Here is a 24875-nt window from a genome sequence, read left to right on the forward strand (position 1 = left end):
ATAAACGATACAATTTGTATCTTTTTATATTATGTAAAACAGAACAAGCATGCAATACATTCCGCCCGTTTCAACAAAAATAGACAGCTTCATCCGAAGATGAGCTGCCTACGCAGGGTATTCTATTTAGTCAAAATACTACCGTTTAAGAAAATAGAAAGATTTCCGAGTGTTTTGCTACTCGGCTTTGACCAGGATTTTCACCTGATTTTTCTCTTTCAGAAGAGCTTCAAACCCTTGATCCACCACTTCATCCAGTGAAATTTGTTTGGTCACCAGCTTGTCTGCCGGGAAGAAACCTTTATCCATCAGACTGATTACAGCCGGGAATACATCCCGATAACCAATAATACCGTTCACTGTACGTTCCTTCATGACAATGGAGTTAGGCAGGATCGGAGCCGCTTGCTCAAAAATGCTGACGATCATCAGCTCTCCGCCAATGCGTGTCGAGTCGATCGCCTGCTGAAGTACAGGTGGAACACCTGTCACTTCATAAGCAACGTTAACGCCGCCTTGCGTACGTCTATGAATCTCTTCCACGACATTGTACTGGGTTGGATCAATAACGATTGCGCCCAGCTCTTCGGCTTTTGCTTTGCGCTCCTCGGACAGCTCCACCACGTAAATGTCGGAAGCACCGGAAGCTTTCAATGCTTCAATGACCAATAGACCGATTGGACCCGCACCAAATACAGCTGCAGTATCGCCTACTTTCAGCTTGCTTTGACGAACAGCATGCAGAGCAACAGCAGAAGGTTCAACCAATGCGCCCTGTTCGTAAGAAATGGAGTCAGGGATGGCATGTACCATATATTCTTCCGCTGTTACGTATTCGGAGAAACCTCCGCCTCCTCCAGCAAGTCCAAGGAAGCCCATCTGATCACACAGATTGTATCTCCCCTGTTTGCAGGCTTCACAATGTCCGCATGCATAAATAGGTTCTACGACAACACGATCTCCAGCTTGGAAACGGGTAACACCTTCACCCACTTCAACAACTTGTCCTGAGAACTCGTGTCCCATCACTACAGGTGCTTGTTCGCCTGTTAGCGGATGCGGTGCTTGAGCTGGAATGAAAATCGGTCCTGCGGTGTATTCATGCAGGTCACTGCCGCAAATTCCGCACCATTCCACTTTTATTTTAACTTTCCCTTGTGCCGGGCTAGGTTCATCGATATTTTCGAGACGCAAATCTTTAACACCATGCCAACGTAATGCTTTCATTCATTTCATCTCCCAGATCATAGGTTTGAATATAATCGGAAACGTTTCCGTAGTTAAATATGTCACAGTTTAGATAGTCTGTCAAACACATTTTCCCATAAATAAGTCGAATTCATGAATTTTATGCGTCTGCCTGCAGTACGAATATCCCCGTCCCACTCGCCTGTAATCAAAGATTTGCAGGATGAACGTCCATGAAAGCTTGGAATAACATAACACTCGGCACTTCCATTACACATTAGGCAGCGGCTATGGACTTACTGAAAGTGTTATAATCAGAGTATACACATGAATTCAACATCAAAACACCATAGAATCGGAATCGTTTCCAACAAAGTGAGGTTACCCAAACGTGAGTAAAGATCAAAAGGTCACCATCAAGGACGTGGCAGAGTTTGCGGGAGTAGGAATTGCAACTGTATCAAGGGCCATTAATAATTCGGAAGGGATCAGCAGCAAAACCAGGGATAAGGTCATGCAAGCCATTGAGGAGCTTGGTTTTGTCCCCAACACATCCGCTCAGAGCCTTAAAATTCGTCAAACCCATCAGATTGCTCTGGTCGTACCGGATATACGAAATGCCATCATCCCGGAAATATCCTGGTCTGTGGAACAAACGGCTAAACAGCATGGTTACCACGTGGTACAGATTAATACGGCAGGAAATGCCCGCACTGAACTGGAAACCATTCGAAATATTAAAAAGCTGCATGTGGACGGCCTGATATTCATGCCGCTTGCTTATCCCAAGACGCTGCCCGGGTTGATCGACAAGGCCCCTCTCCCCATTTCCATGATTAATTACGGCAAAAAACTCGAGCCTGGCATGAAGGCAGATATTGTCTCTCTATCACAGCCAGAGGGAAAACTGGTTATGGAACATCTGATGAAAATCGGACGCACCCGGATTGCCTATGCAGGGGCCCCCAAGGACATCATTGAAGAGCGTTACCGTGCGTATGAACAGGCTCTGCCTCATGTCGATATTTCACTTGTCTATTTCGGAGAGGATTTCTCACTGAATACCGGCGCCAACGCAGCGGATTACTTTCATGGACTGACGCATATGCCGGACGCAGTCTACGCCATCAATGACATGGTTGCCATCGGATTGGTTAACCGGTTCAAAGAATTGGGTGTACGCGTACCCGAAGATGTCGCAGTGGTTGGGGTGGATAATAATCAATGGACTACCGTCTCGTCCCCGCAGATCAGCTCGGTTTCCATTATGGGCGAAGAGGTCGCCAGGCTGGCGACGGAATTGCTGCTCAAACGGATACGTGAGATGAGTACTACCGACTATGAGCACATCCAGTTTGAACCAAGACTTATCGTACGTGAATCGAGTGTAGCGATGATTCGCTCCTCGCCTCCACATTCTTAAATACGTCACCTGAGGGTGCGCTAAATTCATGCAAAAAACAAGGTGTCCTCGCAGCCTTTATTCTCGGGCTGAGGATCACCTTATTTGTTTTTCTGTATCAATTCAATGAAAACTCGCAAGAACTCTAACATCGTTTGCTATTACTTCACGAGCAACTGTCTGATCGGGTTTCCTTTTAGAAACATCTCGATGTTCTCTACCGCATGACTATAATAGATCTCATAATTCCCACGGGTCACATATCCCAAATGCGGTGTTGCCAGCACGTTGGGCAACGTTCGCATGATATGATTTACCGGCAAAGGTTCCTGTTCAAAGACATCCAGTCCTGCTCCGGCGATCAGACCACTTTGCAAAGCTTCGACCATGGCCCCCTGATCCACAATTCCCGCACGGGATGTATTGATCAGCAGTGCTGTCTTTTTCATTCGCTGGAATTCGGCTAGTCCAATCAGATGACGAGTACGTTCGCTAAGCACCAGATGAATGGAAACGATATCACTTTGCTCCAGCAGCTCTTCCTTTGTTTCACACCAGATTACGCCGTGTTCTCCGGCTTGTCCTGGTGTCAAATTCTGACTCCAGGCCATGACGTTCATGCCAAAGGCCTTGGCAATCCCGGCCATCCGGGTGCCTATCTTGCCCAATCCCAACAGACCGAGCGTCTTTCCGTACAGATCCATACCGACGGTGCTCTGCCAGTTGCGGTTGGATTTCAGGGCATTATTTTCTGTAACCAGCTGTCTGGACAGTCCCAAAATAAGAGCCCAGGTCAGTTCAGTGGGTGGATTAGAGCTGCCCTCTGTCCCACAAACCGTGACTCCATGCCGTTCTGCAGCCTTCAGATCAATCGAGGCGTTTCGCATCCCTGTTGTAATCAGCAGCTTCAGATTCGGAAGCTTGGATATGACCGATTCGGGAAACGGAGTACGCTCACGCATCAGAATAATGATGTCCACATCTTGCAATTCTTGAATGACCTTTTCCTCGGAGCCCAAATAATGGTTAAAGGTTTGAACTTCAACCCGATCCAGGACTGAGCTCCAATCAGCCAATGACAGGGCGACGTTCTGATAATCGTCCAATATGGCACAACGTAATTTCGCTTGCAATATGTACCCCTCCTTCAAAATGCGGTATATCCTACATCTACCCTTTATTGTACCCCTTCGACTCCGGTCTGCCTAATGTCCTTAGACACAAAAAGAGCCGGAAGTAAGTTCCGCCTCTGCATCTTAGATTAGCATTTTAAAGATGAGTGCCGTGATTACGATGGCAACCGTGATCTTTGACAATCCCCGAACTTTGAATACAAACCGATCTAATTTTCCCTGGTCATTGGTAAAGAGGGAAGCTTCTATTGCTGCTAGGGCCAATAATCCGAACATGATGAGACTAAATGTTATTACACCTACTCCACCAAGAGTCGTTATCAATACACCTAGGACATAAAAAATAGTAAGATACAATCTCCAATATGTAAGTGCCATGGAATTCCTCCTTGGGACTGGATTTTACTATATTTACGTTTCACTATACTTATCGTCTCATATGATCTATATTTTCCTAACGACATCCATTTCTATTTCGTGACTGACAGATAGCTCCATCCTGGATCTCAATTGATAATACCTTTCAACCAGCACATGATCCATTCCGAGTGCATGTATGATCACACCTATTATGGAATCATCCACATGCTGTGTACTCCAGCTAAACAACTGTTGATACAGGTCCATCATTGATTCTTGGTTTTCCGGAGCATATCTAAGCGGGTGTGCAACGAATTCGAGCTTCAAATGCAGCAGGTCATGGAGAACTTGAAACCGATGCTCCGCCGTCAGGCTCGAAGTTACTTCTGTTCGAGACGTCTGAACACTACTCACTTTATCTGTGAATTGGGTTACGCCCAGTTCATCCTTCAATTCGCTGATCAGTTCCGAAAATGTTAATCCAACCATAGACATAGCCACGTAAGCCCACCAATGGCTGCCTGTACCGTTGCTGCACAGCTCCCAGTCGGGATTCCACAAAATCCTTCGAATATGCTCCTTCTGAGATGTTCCATACATCGCAATACCTAATACCAGCCCACCATTACAGTCCACCGAGGCCTGTTCCCCCCACACCAGAAGCTTGGGCACCATAACATCAGCTGGAATCGATTTAGTACATAATGCAGGCAGTAATTCCGGGAATATAGCATCTCCATATACTTGCTCGAATCTTTCAAGCAAACGTCCATGTTGATCATCACTAGGCATATGCAGCAGTGCCAAACTGGCATCTTTGGACAAATACCAATCGTTCGAAATAACGCAATCAACCAGGTATTCGGTACTGAGCCCATACCCCATGTAACCCAGCACATGCAGGACGTCACTGGGCATACTGTCCTTCAGCTTTGCTTTTTCAAAACTGTACTGATGCAGCTGCACGGCAAGCTCCATATCACCGCAGCGCATGATAACTTCGAGCTGCAGCACATATCGATAATCCTCCGGATGGTCCATATATAACTGAAGCAAGACCGCTGCGTCTTCCCGGTCACCATACCTTGCAATAACTCGACTGTAGAATTGAATTACACTCGCGTCCAGAGGACGGCCCGAATGAAATAACTCCATTAATCTCTCCGTCGGCTTGATCATAATGCTTCCCCGTCAATAATGAATAACGCTGCCTCAATACTTTGCTCGATAAACGAACGCTCTGGTCCGGATTTCATTAACACGGTCAATCCAATCATTGAAATAACCAAAGACTTCGCAGCAGCACTTGCATTCAGGTTACCGGACAATTCTCCGGATCGTTGTCCCCGTTCAATCGTCTCCTGAAAAATCACTGCCAGATACATCTGGTGCTCTCGGGTGAGAACAGCGAATTTCGAATCGTGCGGAGCCAGTTCAACCATCGTATTAATGCAAAAACAACCGTGACTCGGCTCGGACACATCCCCTTCCGCCCCAATGTGCTCAAACAGCGCACGAAATGCTTGTTTGACAGAGCCTTCAGGCTGAAGCCTTGATCTAATTTGAGCAGCATGCAGAGCGGTATATCTGCGCAGTGCCGTCTCAAATAGCTCTTTTTTGTCCCCGAAGGCAGCATACAAGCTGGGACGTTGAATACCCATGCCGGATGTCAGGTCAGTCAATGACGTTGCTTCAAATCCTTTATCCCAAAATATGCGCATGGCTGCATCAAGCGCTTTATCGGTATCAAACTCCCGTTGTCTCACCATATTCTTTCTCCTTTTATGTACCAACCGATATATTATATTTTAGCTTCCATTCATTATGATGTCAATTTTGAATCTTCAGAAAAATCAATGATTAAATAACAAAAAGTTATAAAAGGAATTCTGTCATTGACATTCCGGATACAGTTAAAGTATGTTAATTCAGAATTATATTGTACCGTTCGATACATTATAAACATCAAAAATTCTCAATTGAAAGGTGACACGCATGAACACTCCTATTCAGCAATTACATCCATCTTCAAAAGCTCATCCTGGCATGTCCCGGCTCGTGGCACTCCTCTTCGCTCTGTGCAGCGGACTTTCCGTCGCCAACATTTATTTTGCTCAACCTCTTCTCGATGCCATGGCCGAGGAATTCCGTATCTCCCACTCACATATCGGCATAATTATCACGGTGACCCAAATCTGTTATGCCCTTGGACTGTTTTTTCTCGTTCCCCTGGGTGATCTTCTCAATCGGCGGAAACTCATCATTATGCAAATGCTCTTCTCTGTAGCGGCGCTGCTTGTCGTGGGTACCACATCATCCAGTTCCATTCTGTTTACGGGAATGGCACTCGTCGGATTACTGGCTGTTAACACTCAAGCCCTCGTTGCCTTTGCCGCAGCACTCGCTGTCCCTTCGGAACGGGGACGGATTGTTGGCCTCGTGACTAGCGGAATCGTAATTGGCATATTGCTGGCTCGAACGGTTGCGGGCACCATGAATGATTGGATCGGCTGGAGATCTGTTTACCTGTTCTCCGCATCGTTAACCTTGCTCGGAGTGGTCGCCTTGCTCCTTCTTCTGCCGAAGCATGAGCCTGAGCGAACGAAATTAAATTATGTACAATTGCTTATTTCGGTAGTACAACTCTACCGTGAGCTGCCTATACTTCGAATCCGGGGCGTACTGGGCATGCTGATTTTTACTGCATTCAGCATATTATGGACTGCCATGGTCCTTCCACTCAGCACACCTCCACTCTCGTTGTCACATACAGCCATTGGCGCTTTTGGTTTGGCAGGTGCCGCAGGTGCACTGGCTGCTGCCCGTGCAGGCAAGCTGGCTGATCGGGGTCTCGGGCAGCAAACAACTGGATTCTCTCTTCTGCTTCTCCTCCTGTCCTGGCTGCCGATCGGATTCGTTCATCAATCGTTATGGTTTCTGATCGTTGGTGTCATCGTTCTCGACCTTGCTGTACAGGCAGTCCACGTCACCAACCAGAGCCTAATCTATCAGGTTCGTCCTGAAGCCCAGAGCCGGCTTACTGCTGCATATATGATATTTTACTCGGTCGGCAGTGCAACCGGATCTATTACTTCAACCCTGATGTACGCCTGGTCAGGATGGACGGGGGTCTGCTGGCTGGGAGCAGGGGTGAGTGCCGCGGCCTTCCTGTTCTGGGCTATTGACCGTTACCGACAACGGAGTATAGTCCAATCCTCTTCTTTACCGACGAATATAGGAGACTGAATTATTTCTCTAACTTATTCCATACAACGATGAACAGCGTTGCAAGCGGACCACACAAGAGGGAGATCAGAAACCAGTTCAGTCCACTTCTGTTTTTCCCTTGAGCAAGTCCGGCATTAATTAACGCAAGGGTGCCCCAGCCAACAAAATATTCATTTTCCATCATTTATCATTCCTTATCATGTAATTATCGTCAGACCTGTTCGTTCATCTGTTCCAGCAATGCTTTCAGCTTCGTGTTGCGGCTATGGACAAAAGCATACATATACTTCTTCAGGACGAGCCGCTCGGCCAGCCTTCCCAATATACCGAGGGGCGCTTCAAATTTTAGCGTGTCTCTCATGCAAGTAGTCTGGTCATCGATCCTGCTGAAATGATGTTCATGGCGCATGCTCTGGAATGCCCCTTTTACCATTTGATCCACAAAAATATGCGGACGTTCATACTGAACAATCCGGGAAGTCAGTTTCTGCCTTATGCCAAAATGAGTAGCCTGAAACGTCACCGTATCCCCGGCACCTATTTTGCCGGACGTTACGCCTGATACAGCGCGTTCACGAGTATGTTTCCATACCGTCTGTGTATGGACATCAATATCCCGGGCGTAGTCATAACATTTTTCGATCGGGGCTTGTATCGTTATTTCAGTTACCACTTCAATCAAGGTTTATCGCTCCTAAAGGTAAAATGGATTCTGTGCCCAGTATACCCCTGCTCTCCCAAGAGAACAATGCACCACACCCGTTACACAAAAACGGGTCCCCTGTCATGATGCAGGAGACCCGTTGTCACTTTTAACTTTTTCAAACTTAAATAATCAGTTCTTTAATGGCGATGCTGCGTTCTTTGGACAAGTCGCGATACTGCTCGGACTCGACCTTGACCAGTGGATTGAAAATGTCTGACGTATTATTCATGATGATTACACCTTTTTCACCATTGCTCAGAAGCACTTGCTTGCCGATAAAGTTCGGAAGAAGATGCTGCATCAGGGCCTGTACCGGCTTTTCATTCAATTTGCCAAATCCCATCGCATAGATGTCACGCAGATTGTTGATCAGGTTCGGATTGCTGCCGCCATGACTGCCAGATCTCATACCGATGTATACGTCGGCCACAGACACGATCTGCGTATACGGATGGATTTCTATTTTATCAATTTGCATCGGATAGCCTGAGCCATCCTCACGTTCATGGTGCTGAAGCGCTACAAGCGCAGTCGCTTCATCCGTCATGGAACTCTTGATAATATCATGACCGTAAATGGTATGACGCTGCAATTCAAGCTGTTCATCCGCCGTTAACGGTTCCACTTTGTTACGAATCCGGTGGGACACTCTACATTTGCCTATATCATGCAGATAGCCGCCACGGCTGATCTGGTAGCTCTCTTTTTGGGAATACCCCATCCAGTTGGCAAGATAGAAGGACAGCAATCCAACCTGAATGGAATGCGTGTAGTTGTTTACATCATCACGTTCCAACATCATCAGGAGATGTACGACATCCTTTTGCTCATCCAGTCCATCCACCATTGGCTGCAGTGCATCGTCCACCATGGTAGCATTGAATTTACCCACAGTTAGTGCTTCAAGAAATGCATTTTGGTAATTATGTACAGTCTGTGTAAATTGAGATTTCATTTCTTCTTCAGGCGGTTCTTCCTTGATGCTTGAACCGGCTGCAAATTTTGCCGCAGCGGCAAAAAATTCGGCTTCTGTAATTTCTTCTTCACGTGATTCAATATCTACATAGTCCACACGGTGCTGCATGAGCAAGGAAATATCCTCACTTTTAATGACAGTCCCTTTTCCGAGAATGTGCAATCCCGCATCGCTAAACGTATCCGCAGTCAGACGGTCTCCGTCTTGCAGGTTCATAATATGGATTCTCAATCGGTATTCCCCCTGAACAATTCATTATAGTAACAGTCCCCGATGGATTGGGTCCCCAAAATACCTATACTTCTTTATATCGATTATTTTCTTGATTTTATGCATAGTTCAAACGACCTTAATCGCAAAAGGAAATACGAACGAGTAAGACTTTCTTCTCATTCAATTATTTAAAATAATCCCGGTTTTGCCGAATAAGGTACATCGAGTGTTACGTTTCATTGAGGTGGGAAAAATAACAAGCCCAAACCTCGGTTTGGGCCCATCCCTTTTTAGCTAAATCTTGACCGATGCCAGACTGGCTCCACTGACAAATAAGCGTTCAATGCTTTTCTCCACCGCAGGATCTGGTATAAGCGGCGGCGCCTGATGCGGCTTCACCCGAGCATCAATGATCATCTGGTCGCAGCCCCAGTGCTTATGCGTATAACTGCTGTTTACCCCATACATGTCGTGGGACGGATTGCTGCGTGTAAATGTAGCCCATAGGAAGTTGTTCAGGTTCGCACTCAGGAAAGAGCTGTCATCGCACAGGATGATCAACGGACAGGTATCGAGTCCTCCTTGTTCCTTCAGCATCTCTGCAAAGTGCTGCATTTCCCGCGCCGTCTCTTCATAACTCGTAAAAGCTGACGTCTGAATCGAAACGATCCCTGGCATAATCAGCTGCGCATTCGTATAACCACGAATATTCTTCAAGGTATCCGGCACTTCTGTACATAACTCCCGAATCTTCTCACCGTAGGCTGCAAAAACAACCTTACTGCCGGTATTTAGCCCCGTCCCTGAGTAATCCAGCGTATCGATGGTTGTATTGGTATGGAAGTGGATATCCCGCTGCAAATTCATGCGCTCCAGAATATAGGTCAGGAATTCAACTTCGCGGTGGGTATCCAGCGGCTGCTGATCCTCAGCTGTAATAAACAGATACTTGGCCAGACTAAGCTGCCCCGTACCCAGAATACGATTCGCAATGGTCAGCAATTCCGTCGGCTGCTTCACCGTCTGATACGGCGTATAACGCTCACTTCCAATCGCAAACAACAGAGGATGCACACCGGCAGCGTCTACGGCATGTACTTCTTTGACACCCGGAATCTCCTGTTTGATGGCATCGCCCGTAATTTCATGAATCAGATCACCAAATGCCGTATCCTCCTGCGGGGGACGACCCACAACCGTAAATGGCCAGATTGCATTAGGCTTCGCATACACTTTGTGCACCTTCATCAGCGGGAATTCATGCGTCAAGCTGTAATAGCCCAGATGATCCCCAAAGGGTCCCTCCGGTTTCGTTTCCCCTGGATATATATCTCCGGTAATGACAAAATCGGCATCATTGCTAATACAGTATCCATCCTTGTAGCTATAGCGGAAACGGCGTCCGGCGAGCAGACCGGCAAAGGTCAATTCGCTGAGACCCTCCGGTAACGGCATAACCGCAGATAGTGTATGAGCTGGAGGACCGCCGATAAAGATACTGACTTTGAGCGGCTCCCCCTTTTTGACAGCCTTCGCCTGATGTATACCAATACCACGATGAATCTGATAGTGCAGCCCAATTTCCTTGTTCAATGCATAATCGTTGCCGTTTAGCTGAACACGATACATGCCCAAATTGGAGTTCATGATGCCCGGCTTATCCGGGTCCTCCGAATAAACCTGTGGCAACGTTACAAAGGCTCCCCCGTCCATAGGCCAATGCTTGATCAGCGGCAGATCCGAGATTTGAATTTCCTGAGCTGACACGGGCAGACTGATCGACTTCTGTTTGGGCAGCGCCTGCCAGGCTGCTAGGCCTGTGCTGATGTGCTGGAAAGGCGTTTTGAGTGCCTTCATCGGATCGTCCCGCACAGCCATGACCCGTTGAACGCCTTCGAGAGTGTTGCGAAACATGAATTTGCAGCGTTCGAGCGTTCCAAACAGGTTGGATACCGCCTGAAACTTCGAACCTTTCACATTTTCAAACAGCAGCGCCGGGCCTTTCGCCTCGTGCACTCTCATATGTATTGCAGCCATTTCGAGATTCGGGTCCACTTCTTCCTTAATCCGGATTAAATGTCCATGCTGCTCCAGATCGTTGATGCAATCTTCCATATTGCGATATTTCATGGGATGGCTCCATTCTTTTTATATAATAGATACTTATGTTCATATATTCACATGGACGTGCAAAACAAGTACATCGAACAAATGCCTGAGTCCACTTCCTAATCTACTTCATCCTAAACGATCTATCTTTACGTCTCTTCTATTTTATCAAATGATCTACTAGTAAACAAAATATATATATTATTCTCGCTCATTAAGGTTAAAGATGGAAATCCTATCCCGAACATTTCCCTTCCCGATAACAGCAAGAAGCCAGCTCAGAACATCGGTTCTGGGCTAGCTTCTTATCACTCCTAACAATGACTATATTAAATTCCCTCAACGATCCGCTTCGCTCTAACCTTCACCTCACGATAAAGTTCATCCTCATCTATCGTTAAGAGCTTCCTGCCTCTCATCAGAACCTCTCCATTGACAATCGTCGTGTCTACGTCCGCACCATTAACGCTGTATGCAAGTAGCGACTCCACCTCATGTACAGGCTGAAGATGGGGCTTCTCCAGATCAATCAGAATCAGATCCGCCTTCCGCCCTACCTCAAGTATGCCTACATCCTCCTGAAGCTTAAGCAGACCCGCGCTGCCACGAGTCGCCATCTGTAGTACTTGCCTTGCCGGCAAGCGAGTCGGATCTCCGTAATCCAGCTTCTGCAGCCATGTTGCAGCCTTGATCTCTTCAAACATATCTACGGTCGTCGCGCTTCCGGCTCCATCTGTTCCAAGTCCGACATGGATCTCCTGTGCAATCATGTCCGTGATGGGAGCAATGCCACAGCCCAGTTTCAGATTGCTGACCGGATTGTGGGCGATGCCTCCACGCATGCCTTTCAACCTGCCAATATCTCTGCGATTGAGGTGCACCCCATGGGCAAGCAGCACATGTGCGTTCTCGAACATGCCAGCTTCCTCAAGGTATTCCGTTGGTGTCAACCCGTAACGTTCACGAATCTTCGCGACCTCTTCCTTGGTTTCGGCCAGATGGATATGAAGAGGAATATCATCCTGCTCAGCCAGGCCGATGACTTCCCTCAGCGGTTCTACAGGACAGGTGTATGGCGAATGAGGCCCATACATCGTTGTGATTCTTCCATCTGCCTTGCCTGACCAGCGATGAACGAGATCAATGCCTTCCTGCATTCTCCGTCCACCATCATCCTCCATGAATACCATTCCGCGCGTGAGAGATGCACGAATGCCCGTTTTCGTTACGGCTTCAGCGATCTCATTCATGTGAATGTACATATCTGCATAGGCTGTCGTGCCTGATCGAATCATCTCGGCCATGGACAATTGGGCTCCCCAATAAATGTCTTCAGGCGTCATTTGTGCTTCAGCAGGCAGCATTTTGCGGTCCAGCCAGTCCATTAACTTCAGATCATCCGAGAACCCACGCAGCAAACTCATTGGTGAATGCTGATGCGCATTCACCAGTCCAGGCATGGCAAGCATGTTTTTTCCGTTCATGATGTCGTCACCCGGCTTGGCGGCAAGGTGATCCGAGATTTCGGCAATTCGGTCTCCTTCAATACGAATATCCCCCAGGAAGGGGGCCTCTCCGTCTTTCATGGATAGAATCATCACTTGCTGAATCAATATGCCCATTCGTTTCACATCTCCTCTGGATTCAAATAAATAGCTCAGATCCAAAGGATAAGCCTTCACGTAACGGAAAGGTCAAGTCATGAATATTTCTGAATCGTTATCTTTCTATAACTTAGGATGAAAGGTTTGGGGTCAACTTTCACCATGTAAGGATACACTCCGGTACTTGTATGGAGGTAAAAAAATCCCCCCTCATCTCCCATTCTTCGAAAGGACATGTCGAATACATCCTTGATATGAAACTCGCGATATTTCGTTACAATTTTGTCCGAGTACAGGATCATGGATCGTTCGTTCGACTTGATCTCTTGCGCCAGACCTGTCACTTCCCTCTGTACTTTATAGTATGGCAGTACTGCAACACAGGTCATGATCCCCCTCCGCTCTTGTCATGATTCTGGTTCCATCATAGCAGATTGGAGAGGTAAGCCAAAATAACAACTTGAATGTACGACCAAATATGTAGTTCTGCATTTTCATCATTCGATTCCACTCGCTCCGGGAAACAATATATAGAAGAATAGAACCATCTCGATCTATACATTGAAGATTGGAAGCCGCTTTTTGGATTTATGCAAATTCTCACTTGATAACGGTCACGACATTCAGCGGAGAAGGGAGCGCATTTTGAACATCTTGCAGGGTGAGACATTGTTCAATATGGAAGACGCCGTGGGGCAGTTCAGTCCGGTACATTCGTTCTGCAACCGCTGCAGCCACTGCTGCCGTCGCATCGGCTTCACGCTCACCCACTAGCAGCTGCTCTACTCGAACCGGTTTGCCTTGTTTCCATCCGGCTGCATCCACCTTGACAGCAAACATCTCTTCTCCGCCGGGAATGAGACCAAATGCCTTGACGGTCCCGCTTCGGATGGAAGGGAAACGCAGCAAGCTGAACACCCCGGCTCGCTTCGAGATCGCCATGGATCTTGTCATCCAGCGGGAATCCAGGCATAGGCGCGTTGATACCGTTGGAATACGCAACGTGCGGGCAACCGCATGTTGATCCGAGAAGTTAAACCGATAGGCTTTTCTGCGTCCCAGCTTTGGTCCAAAATCAATCCATTTGCCATCCTGGAAACTCCGAACCTCGGTTGGCTTACCATCCTTCATCACATTATAAATCGCATTCATCTGATCAACAGTCCACTCTACCGCTGCCTTTCCATGCTTCTCCCCCAGTCCCAGCATGACCGTAATATCCGCTTCATCCACCTGATTCAGTTGAGCACCAGCTTCCCGTACAAGCAGATTCGTCACGCCAGGTGACAGTCCCACACTCAGCATGGCTGTTACCTTGTGACGCTGCATTTTCTTATGTAACGTTTCTACTTGAGCAAGAAAATCAACCTTGGCCGAGATATCCATATAATCCGTCCCTGATTGTGCGCACGCCTCCACAAACCGCGTGTCTGATTGATCCACACACATGATAACCAGCTTGACCGTTTCCAGCATGGCTGGATTAACACCTTGCCTCACATCCAGCTGCAGCGGCTGCACAGTCCCTCCTGTAGAGCGACTGAATTCCTGAGCTCGATTCATATGGGTACCTGCCGCCCACACCTTGCCCGGGAACAAGCGTCCAAGTTGCGTACATATCATCTGCCCGACTTGACCATAACCGCCTACGACCCAGATCTGGTCTTTATTTGCCTTAACGTTAGATTCGACTTGCATAATATCCCTCCACCCAAAATGCTCCAAAATAGCGTGTAATATGAGTAAAACCACATTCGGAGAGCAGCGTGACGGTCTCCTCGGACGAAATCGGATCAGAATCCCTTCCCAGGGAAGCTGCAAAATAATCCCATTCTTCCCGTGTAACTCCCGCACATAACATGTGCTCCCTCCATGCATTCATCATGATCTTATGGGCAGGCGACTCCAGTTCTGCATTGACAGCAGCAAGAATCAGCGGTGCTCCGGGCTTTAGCCTCGCTGTGAGGCTGGTCATAAACTTCCTCTTCGCCTCCATGCCCTGAATGAAATGCAGCATCAGCATGCTTGTCGCCCCGTCATATAACTCATCTGGTGGCAGCTCTTCCACCGTCATGCCTTCCAATGTGACTCTTGAACCCGCTCCTGCCACACTCCTTCTGTGTTGAAGTTAGACTTGACTCCTGATTCGTCTAATTTCATTATAAAAGACTACGATAAGCCCACAATCCCAGAACAATGGGATATCCCCGTGGGGAGAGGAGACACCTTATATGAAATCAGCATTAGAACAAGGCAGAACATTCATAACTTCTCTCGAAAAGGGATCCTGGTCCTCCCGCACCTACCGGGAAGCGGTATTGAAAGCAATCCACGCCGTTGTCCCCTATGACGCATATTGTTTCACGACAGTGGACCCACAGACCCTGATATCGACCGGTGCTGTGACAGAAGAGGGCATCGAAGCGATACACGATCGGCTGTTCATTATCGAATATACGGAAGACGATGTACATAAATATGCAGACTTGATTCGCAGCAACAAGCCTGCAGCCATTCTACAGGCAGCCATTCGTGATATGCCTGATCGAAGTTTGCGATATCGTTCGATCTTGCAGCCTGCTGGTTTCGGCGATGAGCTTCGAGCTGTACTCATTTGTGACGAGACGTGTTGGGGTTACCTGACCCTCTATCGTAAGGTGGATCGGCCTTTCTTTTCGGAAGAGGAAGGGCAGTGGATTGAGGAGTGGACAACTTCCATAGCCAGGATGTTGAAAAGGACCCGTCTGACACTTATGGACGAGATCAAACAAGGAAGTCCGATCGATCCGGGAATTATGATAATATCTGATTCCATTCAGTTATTGTCGTCCAATGCCTCGGCACAATATTGGGCTAACCCAACTGCAGCAGCTTGAGTCAGTGGGCCCAGACATCCTGCCTCGTCCGGTACGAGCGGTTTGTTCTCATTTGTTAAGCCAGACGCTCTTATCGGCTGTATCTTCAGTGTCGTCCGCTAAGTCACCTTCCAAAGTCTGCATACAGCTCCTGGATGGTCGCTATCTGGTGCTGCATGCAAGTCGCATGCAGCAGTTGAATGGTCCGGATCAGATCGCCGTCAGACTTGAACAGGCCATTCCACAGGATTTGCTGCCCCTGCTTGCGGAGAGTCACGGTTTATCGGCACGCGAACGGGAATTGCTCGGATATGTGCTGCGCAGCTACTCTTCCAAAGAAATCGCTGCGGCGATGAATATATCCGCGTATACAGTCCAGGATCATTTAAAATCCATTTTCGCCAAGACAAGTGTGTATACTCACGCCGGGAGCTCATTTGGTATTTTGTATCCCGTTTCCAACTTAAGGATGATCGTGCCGTTTAAGGAATGACGGACATACCAAAAAGAAGCGTAATCCATCTAAGGATCACGCTTCTTTTGGCATATTCGCTTGAAAACACCGCTTCCTGCTCCCGTTCTCATAATGTTTCTAAATAAATACTTCTCAACTAGGATTTTGCGGGTTTGGTTCCTTTGGCGGGTTTGATCTTCTTCTCCTGCAAAATTGCTGGCTCTTGAGGATGTTCCACCGGATACAGTTTGCGGAACAATAACGTCTGAAGGACAAGGAATGAACCGCCAACCGTCCAATAGAGCGGCATGGCTGCAGGTGCTGTCAGAGAGAAAAAGGCCATCATCAGCGGTGAAATGTACCCCATGATTGCGAACTGTTTTCGCTGCTCAGGTGCCATATTGGCCTGTGAAACCTTCGCCTGGATCAGGTAGATCACCGCAACCACAACAGCAAGCACATAATCGGGTGCCCCGAGTTTGAACCACAAAAAAGAATGAGAAGACAGCTCTGGCGTTAGCCGAATCGCCGTGTATATGCCTGAAAGGATCGGCAGCTGAATCAGCAGCGGCAAGCAACCGATATTCAATGGATTGAAGTTATGCTTTTTGTACAGTTCCATCGTCTCTTGGGAGAGCTTCTGACGATCTGCAGTGTCATTTTTCCCCTCATATTTTTTCTTAAGTGCATCCATCTCGGGCTTCATGGCATTCATGATCACCCGGGTGCCCTGCTGGGATTTGGCCTGCCGCATCATTAAAGGCAGCAGCGCAAGCCGAATGACCAAAGTAATCACGATAATGGAGACGCCGTAACTGCCACCAAAGATGGTTGCAATATGCTGAATCAGATACGACAGCGGAAATACAATATAGTGATTAAAAAATCCTGGTGTAGACGCGTTAATCTCCGATACGTTGTTGCTGCATCCAGCTAGCAGCATGACTGCAAATAAAATGGCAATCAGCCCATAGATCCGTCCCTTGCCAGATGTAAAAGTGAACCCCTTGCTTGTCTTATGTTCCATATATATCCTCCTCGTTGATTAGGTTGTACAGCAATCAACGAGGTCTTACAGTCTGGCTCATCTTCATCCGGTGCTTCTCTGCGTCTGATCATCCTGGTTAAATCTTCAGGTCTATGCTGTCCAACCAGAGTCAAGGCAGGAAGTCCGGGTTCGATGCCGTCTCCCCCTCCACCTTCCATCCAGTACTCTGTCAACCCACAGTGTAAATGGGCAATGTAGGCATAGCTCACGGTGAAAATCAGCCCTATTGAGAATAAATAAGGTAATAATTCCTGAAGTTCAAACAAGGGATTCACCCCCTTTATAGGTTCATTTTTATATTATAACACTTACATATCGCTTTTGCATAAATTCATGGCTCATACGCCCTAATGATTCGCTATTCTGTTCTCAATTTGGACAATTCCTTCGCAGCCCTATATCTTGCCACGTTAAAAGAAGGCCAGGAACTGCCGTCTTTTCTCTCTTTCATATCAGCTTCACGCTCCAATAAATGTTCCTTCAGTGTCGGAAACTCCTCTTCCGCAAACTCCCGTAACAGCGGAATTGCATCCGCTGACAAATTCGCCAGGTAGGCAGCATCAATGTTGCCTGTATTATGATAACGTTCGATGTTCAGCTCGGCGATCCGGTTATCCATACCCACATAATTGACGGCTGCATAGGCTGTAAGTGACAGCACAATGTACCAACGAAGCAATGGAATGGATGTATACCGGATGCGCAAACCTGCTATGAATAGCAGCAATGCCAGAAAAATCATGAATGCATGTACCAAGAAACGAATATAGGTATACCCGTAAGCCTGTTCGTACAAATGGAGTCGCATAAACGCAGAATACAGCATAACGGCGGAGCACCCCACGAGAACAAACAGCAGCACCTGATGCATGATCGAAGCTGCTTTCCCACTTGGCCGAGTATATTGAAGTGCAATAATGAGAATGAAAAAGTTAATACCGGTGACCAACACCAGCTCGGCAAAACCACTTCGCGCATATTCTGCATAAGACAGGTCCGAGGGAAGATGTCCACTCCCAGCACCAAAAAGGTAGGAAAACTGCACGAAAACAAACAGTACATACACACAGTTAATAACGAACAGCATGGTGCCCACGATGATGGGGTCCAGTTTCACTGTCTCCCTGCCTTTATTGATGGTATGAGCATTGGTTTTAGGGTCACTTATCATTCGCGATTCGGTTTCTGGATTCATCTGGCCTGCATTGTCATGATTGGGGACTTGAACTGCAGCAGGCGTTAACAAGGTTGTATTTATCCAATGGACGTTCTCCCTCTTCTCAGCTTCGTATTCCATAGGTTGAACGAATCCCCATACATAACTAAACAGCAAAATGCCTGCAATGATAATCCAGATGATTCTCGGAAATCCAGGTGTTAGAGTCAGATGGTTCAACCATTCCGGAAAACCGGACAAGTATTGATTGAATACGCCATCTGCAGAAGTCAGCAATGCGACCACCACAATCAAGATCGGGAAGGATGCGGCCAGACCAATGAATATTTTGACCAGGACTGCTTTCTGGGACTTGCCCATTTCGCTTCCCCCTGCTTTTACCGCAATGCCTGCGATGGTCCCCCAGTGACGAATCGTTTGTGGCAGCAGATGATCCAGCGATGAACCAATGATTCGGAGGTCCCACCACTGCCTACGCTTACGTCCAGCCAAATAAGTCATATGTAATATGATCAATCCGGGGACGATCAGAAAATTGAGTACGCGCAGCAGTTCATTGTCAAAAAGCAAAAAGGTTAGCGCGAGCATCAGAACGACTGCAGCCATCCATGCGTCAATCAGGGTTAATATCCGGATTCGATCCCTTGCAAATACATACATAAATGCATAAAAAAGAAGCACAAAGAGCGGATAGGACACGCCCACCTCTTTTCCATAAAATAAATACTGATGGATAACAGCCAGCAGCAAAGCAGACAACAGCGTAATCAAAGCGCGATTCGGTGAAGCCGTTATTTTCTCAATCATGGGAAAAACCTCCATTATCTTTCTAGACTTTATTCTAGATGATAAAATAAGAAGATAAAGAGAAATTACAGGCAATTAAATTTCCTATTTTAGTTCGGTTGCATCAACAGCTCTCTTCCCGAGGAGGATTGAAATCGTGAAACTGCATCAACAATATTTGCTGCTTCATAACCGCTTTGGTGATATGGCAGAGCATGAAGCTACGCTCTCGGATCTCGCAGGACTGCTGGATTGCACACATCGAAATACGCTTACCATCGTCAAAAAAATGGCTGCCTGCGATTGGATTCGCTGGATTTCCCAGCGTGGTCGTGGTCGCAGGTCAACACTTACGCTGCTTGTACCAGCTGAGCAGATCGCAGCAGAATATATGATGCATGCCCTCAATCGCCGAGAATTGCATCAAGCCGCTGAACAGGTGCGTGCCTTCTCCACCTCGACCATGATGCGGGAGCATTTAAACCACTGGCTGCTCGGTTATTCGGGACATCATACGGAAGCAGGAGAGCATAACGAGCGAATTGATACGTTGAGACTGCCACTACAGCAGCAGCTTCATGCCCTTGACCCGCTGTATATTAATCTGCTCGCTGAGTCTTTTGTCACCAGTCATGTGTTTGATGGGCTGGTACAGCGTAACGAGCAGGGAGACATTATTCCATGTCTTGCGCATACCTGGGATGTTAGCCAGGATCGGAAAACATGGCTTTTTCATTTGCGCAAAGGTGTCTTGTTTCACAATGGGGGGCCATTGACTGCCGATGATGTGGTGTATACGTTTGCCAGGTTGAAATCAACAAAGCGACGGACATTGTATCGCGATGTGAGCAGACAGATTCTGTCTGTTGAAGCCCTGGACTCGTTAACGGTATGTTTCCGTCTCATAGCACCGCACGAATTATTTCTGTCCTTTCTATCCACCAGCCGAGCGGCTATTGTACCCTCGGACAACACCATGAGGCCTGGCGATGACAAGTCAATTGAATCCACGATCATGCAAAAGCCTGTAGGAACAGGACCCTTCAAGGTGGCGTTGTGGGATGAACACCTGTGCAGACTGGAAGCATTCCCGGCCTATTTCCAAGGAAGAGCCCATCTGGACCGGGTGGATATTCTGCAGATCCCCTGGAGCACCCAGACCGTATGGGGAGAACATGGCGAAGCGGAAACGCCTTTCTTTCACCTTGTTCAGAATCCGGTTACCGCTCAGGGTGCTGACTGGACACAAATTAGTGCTGGTGTCATGGTCAACAAGCTGCTCACGTGTAACACGCAAAAAAACGGACCGCTAAGCGATCCGGCTATACGAACTCATCTATACGAATGTATTACTGGGGTAAACCAATCCTCGGAGTATCCTTTTGCCAAGGATCTGCCCATTCCATTACAGCTGGCTACCATCCCGCAATATCGCAAGGATGCCGCTCTCATTGCAGCCAGACTGGAACGATGCGGATATGCTTGTCAGATTCATACGGCTACGATGGAACAATTCAAAGGGCAACTGCGGCTGGAGTCCGATCTCATTTTATTCTCCTTGATCCGGGACCGGGATGAAGAATTGCGCAGAACCGATCTCTATCTTACCCTGTCGGAACATCTGGATGAATCCACACAATTACGTGTGCAAATGATGCTGCAAACCGTTATCGAGTCACCATTAATGACAGATAGAACTGCAGGTCTTGACGAGATTGAACAATTTTTACTGGACCATCATCTAATGATTCATTTATCTGAGAAATCTGTAGAAACCGCCTATCTGCCTTCTGTGCGTGGACTTTCGTTTAACAGTCAGGGCTGGGTTAATTTGCGCCATATCTGGTTTCCGTCTGGAAGTACGGCGTTAGAAGATTGAAAGGGCAAATTTCATTCAGTTAATGTGTCATGATAATTGATCTGCTCATTGTGTGGGTCTTGCTGTCTGTTGGCTCTTCTCATTCCTCAGCGAAACCGTGTCTTTACGGCGATACACCCCAAGAAGCAATCCCATCATGGCATAATCAAAGATGAGATGATTGCCGTATCCTATGAAGGGAAAAACCACACTGAGGATGGGAACTCTCCCCGTGGTCATCGCCAGCGAATAAATGATCTGCAACGCAAACATGAACGTAATAATGACAATAATCATCCGACCAAAGTCATCCCGAATGCGAGGGAGCGTCTTCCCCATACTTGCAACAAACCAGATGATAGCCACCAATAGCCCTATTCCGGCTGCCCAGCCAAACACATCGATGAGCAGCACACCCGGGTAGTCAAAATAACTCGTTTTAAACCTGTCAAATGCTATGTCAAGTCCATTTCCCCACCATCCAGCTGATTGAAGGATACCCATGATGGAGCGGTTAAAGTAACCATCTCCCATTGGATCATCCTCAAGATTGAATACAACCGAGAATCTTTCCAAACGATGGTATGAATCCGTTGTAAGCAACAGCAATAGCCCGATACATGCAGTTATGACTGTTGCTATGGCTGTATAGAGCCATTTACGCGTGATCCAACCAAATAATACTAGTGAAATGATCCCGAACATCACAAGGCGTACCCAATCCGATATTTGAAACAACAGTGCTGCCGGTACTGCCACCATCGCTATATAGGATAATATGGTTTGCGCACCAAAATTGGAACGAAGCTTATTCATCAAAATAGCACCAATGGCAAGTGGTAATACCCACATTGCAGCTGTGGTCAGATCTAATACAAATCCATATCCGGTCATGAATCTGTTCGTCCCATTGATCTTTGGGGATATCATTGGATTGATCCACAACATGAGATTAAGAAGAATATAGATCCACCATGCTGCTCTTCTCCATTTACGATAATCAAAGAACATAAAGAAAGACATAAGCATCATTCCTATTATGGTGTATACCACTTGAATGTTATAGAAGTTCTGAAACCTATCATCTGTGACATTGGTTGTAAAAATCCACATCAGAAACAGGCTAACGATGGCTAAACTGATCAATCCACATAGCAGTCCCCAATGCATCCGATGACGATGCAGCCTGTGCATGCTTTTGCCTACTGCTGAGGCATCACCCATCTGCTCTATGGCATACGCGGCGGCCTCTTCTTGGGATAAGCCCTCGTGTTCTTTGTCCAGCATCATTTCTCTCATGTGGTTTCCCAATTCATCACGCAGATCGGTATGTACTTCACGAGCTTTGACCTGACTGCACATTTCGTCCAGATAACGTTTAAACTTATCATGGTGATCTGTCATGTTAAGCCTCCCTCCCCAAGTACACGATCCACAGCACGTCGGAATAAAAGCCACTCGGTCCTTTTGTGCTGTAAGGCCTCCACGCCCTTTTCGCGAATGGAATAGTATTTACGTTTTCGACCATCCACCTCCATCCAATATGATTCCACCCAACCTTCAATTTCCATAGCATGTAAGATGGGATATAAAGTGCCTTCTTTCAAATTAAATACACCTTCCGATTGACGGTGAAGTTCCTTAATCAATTCATAACCATACAGTGGCTGATTCTGCAATAACGTCAAAATTAGAGTTTCTGTACTTCCTTTAATCATTTGTTTGTTTACTTTCATGTGAACTCTCCTCCTTCCTATACCTACGACCTATTACATCGGAAACCTATGCATAGCTAAGCTAGGTATCATACTACCTTATTCTCCCTTTTCTGTCTATCCATCGTTTTGAACTGCATTGTGATAAAATAACTCTATTAAGGAGGGTGATTCTCATGAGTAAACTGATTTTCTTTCTCGGCGGTGCCGGCAGCGGCAAAACGACCCTTGCCAAAGCCCTTTCCCGCAAATATAAAGCAGCCTTTTTCGATATGGATATCCTGCTCCGCCCGGCTGCCGAGGCGATCATGACGCTTCAGGGACTTGATCCATCTGACCGGGATTCACCTGAATACAAACGCCTATGTCGTGATCTGGGATACCGGATTACGATGGATGCTGCACTGGATAACGTACAATTAGGAATCGATACCGTTGTGGTAGGACCGTTTACCAAAGAAATCGAAACAACGGGTTGGATTGAGAAAGAACTAGACCGAATCGGGCGTTCACTGGAAGACACGGATGTTCGCGTAGCCTACATTTATTTGGCGAACGAAGAGTTGTATCACAAACGGATCACGGCAAGACAATCCCCTCTTGATGAATATAAACTGGCCAACTGGGATACCTTCACCGCCTCCCTTGCCCGCAAGCAAGTGGCTTGGCCGCTGCCTGCATCTTCTGTCGTTTATATCGATAATTCAGAGGAAGATGTGAATGTGGCTCTGTCCGAAGTCGAGAGACACATCTATGGGTAAATAGAGAGTACATTTCTTTTAAACTTTTACACTCTTATTAGACGTTTATATGTTTCCGGAATCGTGACCCTTACATAGAATGAACTATCACTAGTCAGGAGGGGTTGCAATGAACAGAAAGAAGCATAGATGTCATCCACCTATTACGAGATGCTATTACAAAAAGATCACTAAAACTTGCGTGACTAAAATCAAATATGTTCCCAAAGTTAAAAAGCACTGTCATGTCACCATCAAATATGGTGTTATCAGAAAAAGAAATCATCATTAATTAAAGCCTTTAGCCCTTCTCAATAGAGAAGGGCTTTCTTGATATCAAAAAAACCGGGGCATCATGCACCCCGGTTTTCTTCCATATACATTATGTTTTGGACAATTCGATAAATCCTTCACCGAACACGTCGCGAACATCGTGAATCGTGATAAAGGCGATCTCATCCTCAGCACGTACAATCTTCTTCAACATGGGAACCTCTTGTTTGCTAATGACAATATAGAGGATCTCTTTTGGTGTTTTCGTATAATAACCGTGCCCCGACAGCACCGTTACACCACGATCCATTTTCTCGATAACCTGTTTCGCAATCGCATCCTGCTTCGTCGAAATGATCGTAACCGCCTTTTTGGGATTCAGCCCTTCAATGATAAACTCCATCGTCTTGGTCCCGATAAACAGCATGACGATTGTACACATGAGTCCCTGTGCCCCGATAATAAAGAACGAGGAGAACGCCACGATCAAGTCAAAAAACAAAAGTCCATAGCTGATGTTCCAATCCAGATACTTATTGGCGAGTCTTGCCAAGATGACGGTTCCCGCGGTTGTGCCGCCTACTCTAACAATCAAACCAATCCCGAGACCGGCAAATAATCCTCCGAAAATTGTATTGATCCACAACTCATGCGAATCAATCGTCCAACTCTCGGTCAGATGCAGGAACAAGGAGTTGAATACCACTGCAATAATGGTGTATACCGTCGTCGTTTTGTCCAGAAACCGGTAACCCGCAATTAACAAAATCCCGTTCAGAATCAAGTTCATTAACCCGGGTGACCATCCGAGCAGGTAATACAAAATAATGGTGATCCCCGTAACGCCACCTTCAGCAAGATCATTCGGAATGACGAACAGATTCACCGCCAAGGCAAATAAAAATGCCCCTGCCATAATAAATAAAATATCCGTTACACGTTTCTTCATCCTATATTCCATCCAATCCTTCAGAAATCAACCTATCCATCAGGCTCATAAGTTGTCATATGCACTCACAATGATAGATTCTACCATGTCACCAGCAAAAA

25 protein-coding genes are annotated in these 24875 nt (G+C 46.8%); 6 read left to right on the forward strand and 19 right to left on the reverse strand.

Annotated features, from left to right (window positions below):
- Window positions 1–177: 177 nt before the first annotated feature.
- Complete coding sequence (locus tag ABGV42_RS08285; RefSeq protein WP_347381251.1) at window positions 178–1227, reverse strand: 2,3-butanediol dehydrogenase; 1050 nt, start codon at window positions 1225–1227, stop codon at window positions 178–180.
- Window positions 1228–1579: 352 nt separating this feature from the next.
- Here ABGV42_RS08285 and ABGV42_RS08290 point away from each other — a divergent pair, with 352 nt between their 5' ends.
- Window positions 1580–2611, forward strand: coding sequence for a LacI family DNA-binding transcriptional regulator (locus ABGV42_RS08290; RefSeq protein ID WP_347381252.1), 1032 nt, complete (start codon window positions 1580–1582; stop codon window positions 2609–2611).
- A gap of 140 nt (window positions 2612–2751) precedes the next feature.
- Here ABGV42_RS08290 and ABGV42_RS08295 read toward each other — a convergent pair whose 3' ends face one another.
- The 4 genes from ABGV42_RS08295 to ABGV42_RS08310 form a co-directional block, all read right to left on the reverse strand.
- Window positions 2752–3723 (reverse strand): D-2-hydroxyacid dehydrogenase family protein, encoded by a 972-nt coding sequence (locus ABGV42_RS08295; protein ID WP_347381253.1) that lies wholly within the window; start codon window positions 3721–3723, stop codon window positions 2752–2754.
- A 123-nt stretch (window positions 3724–3846) separates the two neighbouring features.
- On the reverse strand, window positions 3847–4101 hold the full coding sequence (locus ABGV42_RS08300) for a hypothetical protein (RefSeq protein ID WP_347381254.1): 255 nt from the start codon (window positions 4099–4101) through the stop codon (window positions 3847–3849).
- Between the two features lie 66 nt (window positions 4102–4167).
- On the reverse strand, window positions 4168–5262 hold the full coding sequence (locus ABGV42_RS08305; RefSeq protein ID WP_347381255.1) for a hypothetical protein: 1095 nt from the start codon (window positions 5260–5262) through the stop codon (window positions 4168–4170).
- Entirely contained in the window at window positions 5259–5852 is a 594-nt protein-coding gene (locus ABGV42_RS08310) for a TetR/AcrR family transcriptional regulator (protein WP_347381256.1), read from the reverse strand. Before ABGV42_RS08310 ends, ABGV42_RS08305 begins: the two co-directional genes overlap by 4 nt.
- Before the next feature lie 226 nt (window positions 5853–6078).
- On the opposite strand from ABGV42_RS08310, the gene ABGV42_RS08315 reads away from it, so the two are divergent.
- Window positions 6079–7329: an MFS transporter gene (locus ABGV42_RS08315; RefSeq protein WP_347381257.1), complete on the forward strand. Its 1251-nt coding sequence runs from the start codon at window positions 6079–6081 to the stop codon at window positions 7327–7329.
- Between the two features lies 1 nt (window position 7330).
- Here the strand turns inward: ABGV42_RS08315 and ABGV42_RS08320 are convergent, their stop codons facing one another.
- The 8 genes from ABGV42_RS08320 to ABGV42_RS08355 form a co-directional block, all read right to left on the reverse strand.
- Window positions 7331–7495 (reverse strand): hypothetical protein, encoded by a 165-nt coding sequence (locus ABGV42_RS08320; protein ID WP_170948012.1) that lies wholly within the window; start codon window positions 7493–7495, stop codon window positions 7331–7333.
- A gap of 27 nt (window positions 7496–7522) precedes the next feature.
- Window positions 7523–7984, reverse strand: a complete 462-nt coding sequence (locus ABGV42_RS08325) for an SRPBCC family protein (RefSeq protein WP_347383180.1) — start codon at window positions 7982–7984, stop codon at window positions 7523–7525.
- A 154-nt stretch (window positions 7985–8138) separates the two neighbouring features.
- Window positions 8139–9224 carry an HD-GYP domain-containing protein gene (locus ABGV42_RS08330; protein WP_347381258.1) on the reverse strand — a complete coding sequence of 362 codons (1086 nt, stop codon included), beginning with the start codon at window positions 9222–9224 and terminating at the stop codon, window positions 8139–8141.
- A gap of 276 nt (window positions 9225–9500) precedes the next feature.
- Window positions 9501–11336, reverse strand: a complete 1836-nt coding sequence (locus tag ABGV42_RS08335; protein WP_347381259.1) for a UbiD family decarboxylase — start codon at window positions 11334–11336, stop codon at window positions 9501–9503.
- A gap of 308 nt (window positions 11337–11644) precedes the next feature.
- On the reverse strand, window positions 11645–12937 hold the full coding sequence (locus ABGV42_RS08340; RefSeq protein WP_347381260.1) for an amidohydrolase: 1293 nt from the start codon (window positions 12935–12937) through the stop codon (window positions 11645–11647).
- A 77-nt stretch (window positions 12938–13014) separates the two neighbouring features.
- Complete coding sequence (locus ABGV42_RS08345) at window positions 13015–13308, reverse strand: hypothetical protein (RefSeq protein ID WP_347381261.1); 294 nt, start codon at window positions 13306–13308, stop codon at window positions 13015–13017.
- 211 nt (window positions 13309–13519) lie between these two features.
- On the reverse strand, window positions 13520–14617 hold the full coding sequence (locus ABGV42_RS08350; RefSeq protein ID WP_347381262.1) for a saccharopine dehydrogenase family protein: 1098 nt from the start codon (window positions 14615–14617) through the stop codon (window positions 13520–13522).
- A complete protein-coding gene (locus ABGV42_RS08355) occupies window positions 14601–15029 on the reverse strand; it encodes a class I SAM-dependent methyltransferase (RefSeq protein ID WP_347381263.1) in 429 nt (142 codons plus the stop codon). Before ABGV42_RS08355 ends, ABGV42_RS08350 begins: the two co-directional genes overlap by 17 nt.
- A 121-nt stretch (window positions 15030–15150) precedes the next feature.
- On the opposite strand from ABGV42_RS08355, the gene ABGV42_RS08360 reads away from it, so the two are divergent.
- Both ABGV42_RS08360 and ABGV42_RS08365 read left to right on the forward strand, forming a co-directional pair.
- Window positions 15151–15795 carry a GAF domain-containing protein gene (locus ABGV42_RS08360; RefSeq protein ID WP_347381264.1) on the forward strand — a complete coding sequence of 215 codons (645 nt, stop codon included), beginning with the start codon at window positions 15151–15153 and terminating at the stop codon, window positions 15793–15795.
- A gap of 4 nt (window positions 15796–15799) precedes the next feature.
- Window positions 15800–16267 (forward strand): helix-turn-helix transcriptional regulator, encoded by a 468-nt coding sequence (locus ABGV42_RS08365; RefSeq protein WP_347381265.1) that lies wholly within the window; start codon window positions 15800–15802, stop codon window positions 16265–16267.
- A gap of 118 nt (window positions 16268–16385) precedes the next feature.
- Here ABGV42_RS08365 and yidC read toward each other — a convergent pair whose 3' ends face one another.
- From yidC to ABGV42_RS08380, 3 genes are all read right to left on the reverse strand, one after another.
- Window positions 16386–17255, reverse strand: coding sequence for a membrane protein insertase YidC (yidC, locus tag ABGV42_RS08370; RefSeq protein ID WP_347381266.1), 870 nt, complete (start codon window positions 17253–17255; stop codon window positions 16386–16388).
- Window positions 17192–17542, reverse strand: coding sequence for a hypothetical protein (locus tag ABGV42_RS08375; RefSeq protein WP_347381267.1), 351 nt, complete (start codon window positions 17540–17542; stop codon window positions 17192–17194). The genes yidC and ABGV42_RS08375 overlap by 64 nt, the downstream gene beginning before the upstream one ends.
- Window positions 17543–17634: 92 nt before the next feature.
- Window positions 17635–19260, reverse strand: a complete 1626-nt coding sequence (locus ABGV42_RS08380) for a DUF4153 domain-containing protein (RefSeq protein WP_347381268.1) — start codon at window positions 19258–19260, stop codon at window positions 17635–17637.
- 136 nt (window positions 19261–19396) lie between these two features.
- Here ABGV42_RS08380 and ABGV42_RS08385 point away from each other — a divergent pair, with 136 nt between their 5' ends.
- Window positions 19397–21118 (forward strand): ABC transporter substrate-binding protein, encoded by a 1722-nt coding sequence (locus tag ABGV42_RS08385; protein ID WP_347381269.1) that lies wholly within the window; start codon window positions 19397–19399, stop codon window positions 21116–21118.
- A 45-nt stretch (window positions 21119–21163) separates the two neighbouring features.
- Here ABGV42_RS08385 and ABGV42_RS08390 read toward each other — a convergent pair whose 3' ends face one another.
- Complete coding sequence (locus ABGV42_RS08390; RefSeq protein ID WP_347381270.1) at window positions 21164–22501, reverse strand: FtsW/RodA/SpoVE family cell cycle protein; 1338 nt, start codon at window positions 22499–22501, stop codon at window positions 21164–21166.
- Window positions 22498–22833 carry a PadR family transcriptional regulator gene (locus ABGV42_RS08395; RefSeq protein ID WP_347381271.1) on the reverse strand — a complete coding sequence of 112 codons (336 nt, stop codon included), beginning with the start codon at window positions 22831–22833 and terminating at the stop codon, window positions 22498–22500. The genes ABGV42_RS08390 and ABGV42_RS08395 overlap by 4 nt, the downstream gene beginning before the upstream one ends.
- A 155-nt stretch (window positions 22834–22988) precedes the next feature.
- On the opposite strand from ABGV42_RS08395, the gene ABGV42_RS08400 reads away from it, so the two are divergent.
- Complete coding sequence (locus ABGV42_RS08400) at window positions 22989–23573, forward strand: AAA family ATPase (protein WP_347381272.1); 585 nt, start codon at window positions 22989–22991, stop codon at window positions 23571–23573.
- A gap of 361 nt (window positions 23574–23934) precedes the next feature.
- Here the strand turns inward: ABGV42_RS08400 and ABGV42_RS08405 are convergent, their stop codons facing one another.
- Window positions 23935–24774 carry a YitT family protein gene (locus ABGV42_RS08405; protein WP_347381273.1) on the reverse strand — a complete coding sequence of 280 codons (840 nt, stop codon included), beginning with the start codon at window positions 24772–24774 and terminating at the stop codon, window positions 23935–23937.
- Between the last annotated feature and the right edge of the window lie 101 nt (window positions 24775–24875).

Source organism: Paenibacillus pabuli (assembly GCF_039831995.1).
In the GTDB taxonomy this organism is placed as follows: Bacteria; Bacillota; Bacilli; order Paenibacillales; family Paenibacillaceae; genus Paenibacillus; species Paenibacillus pabuli_C.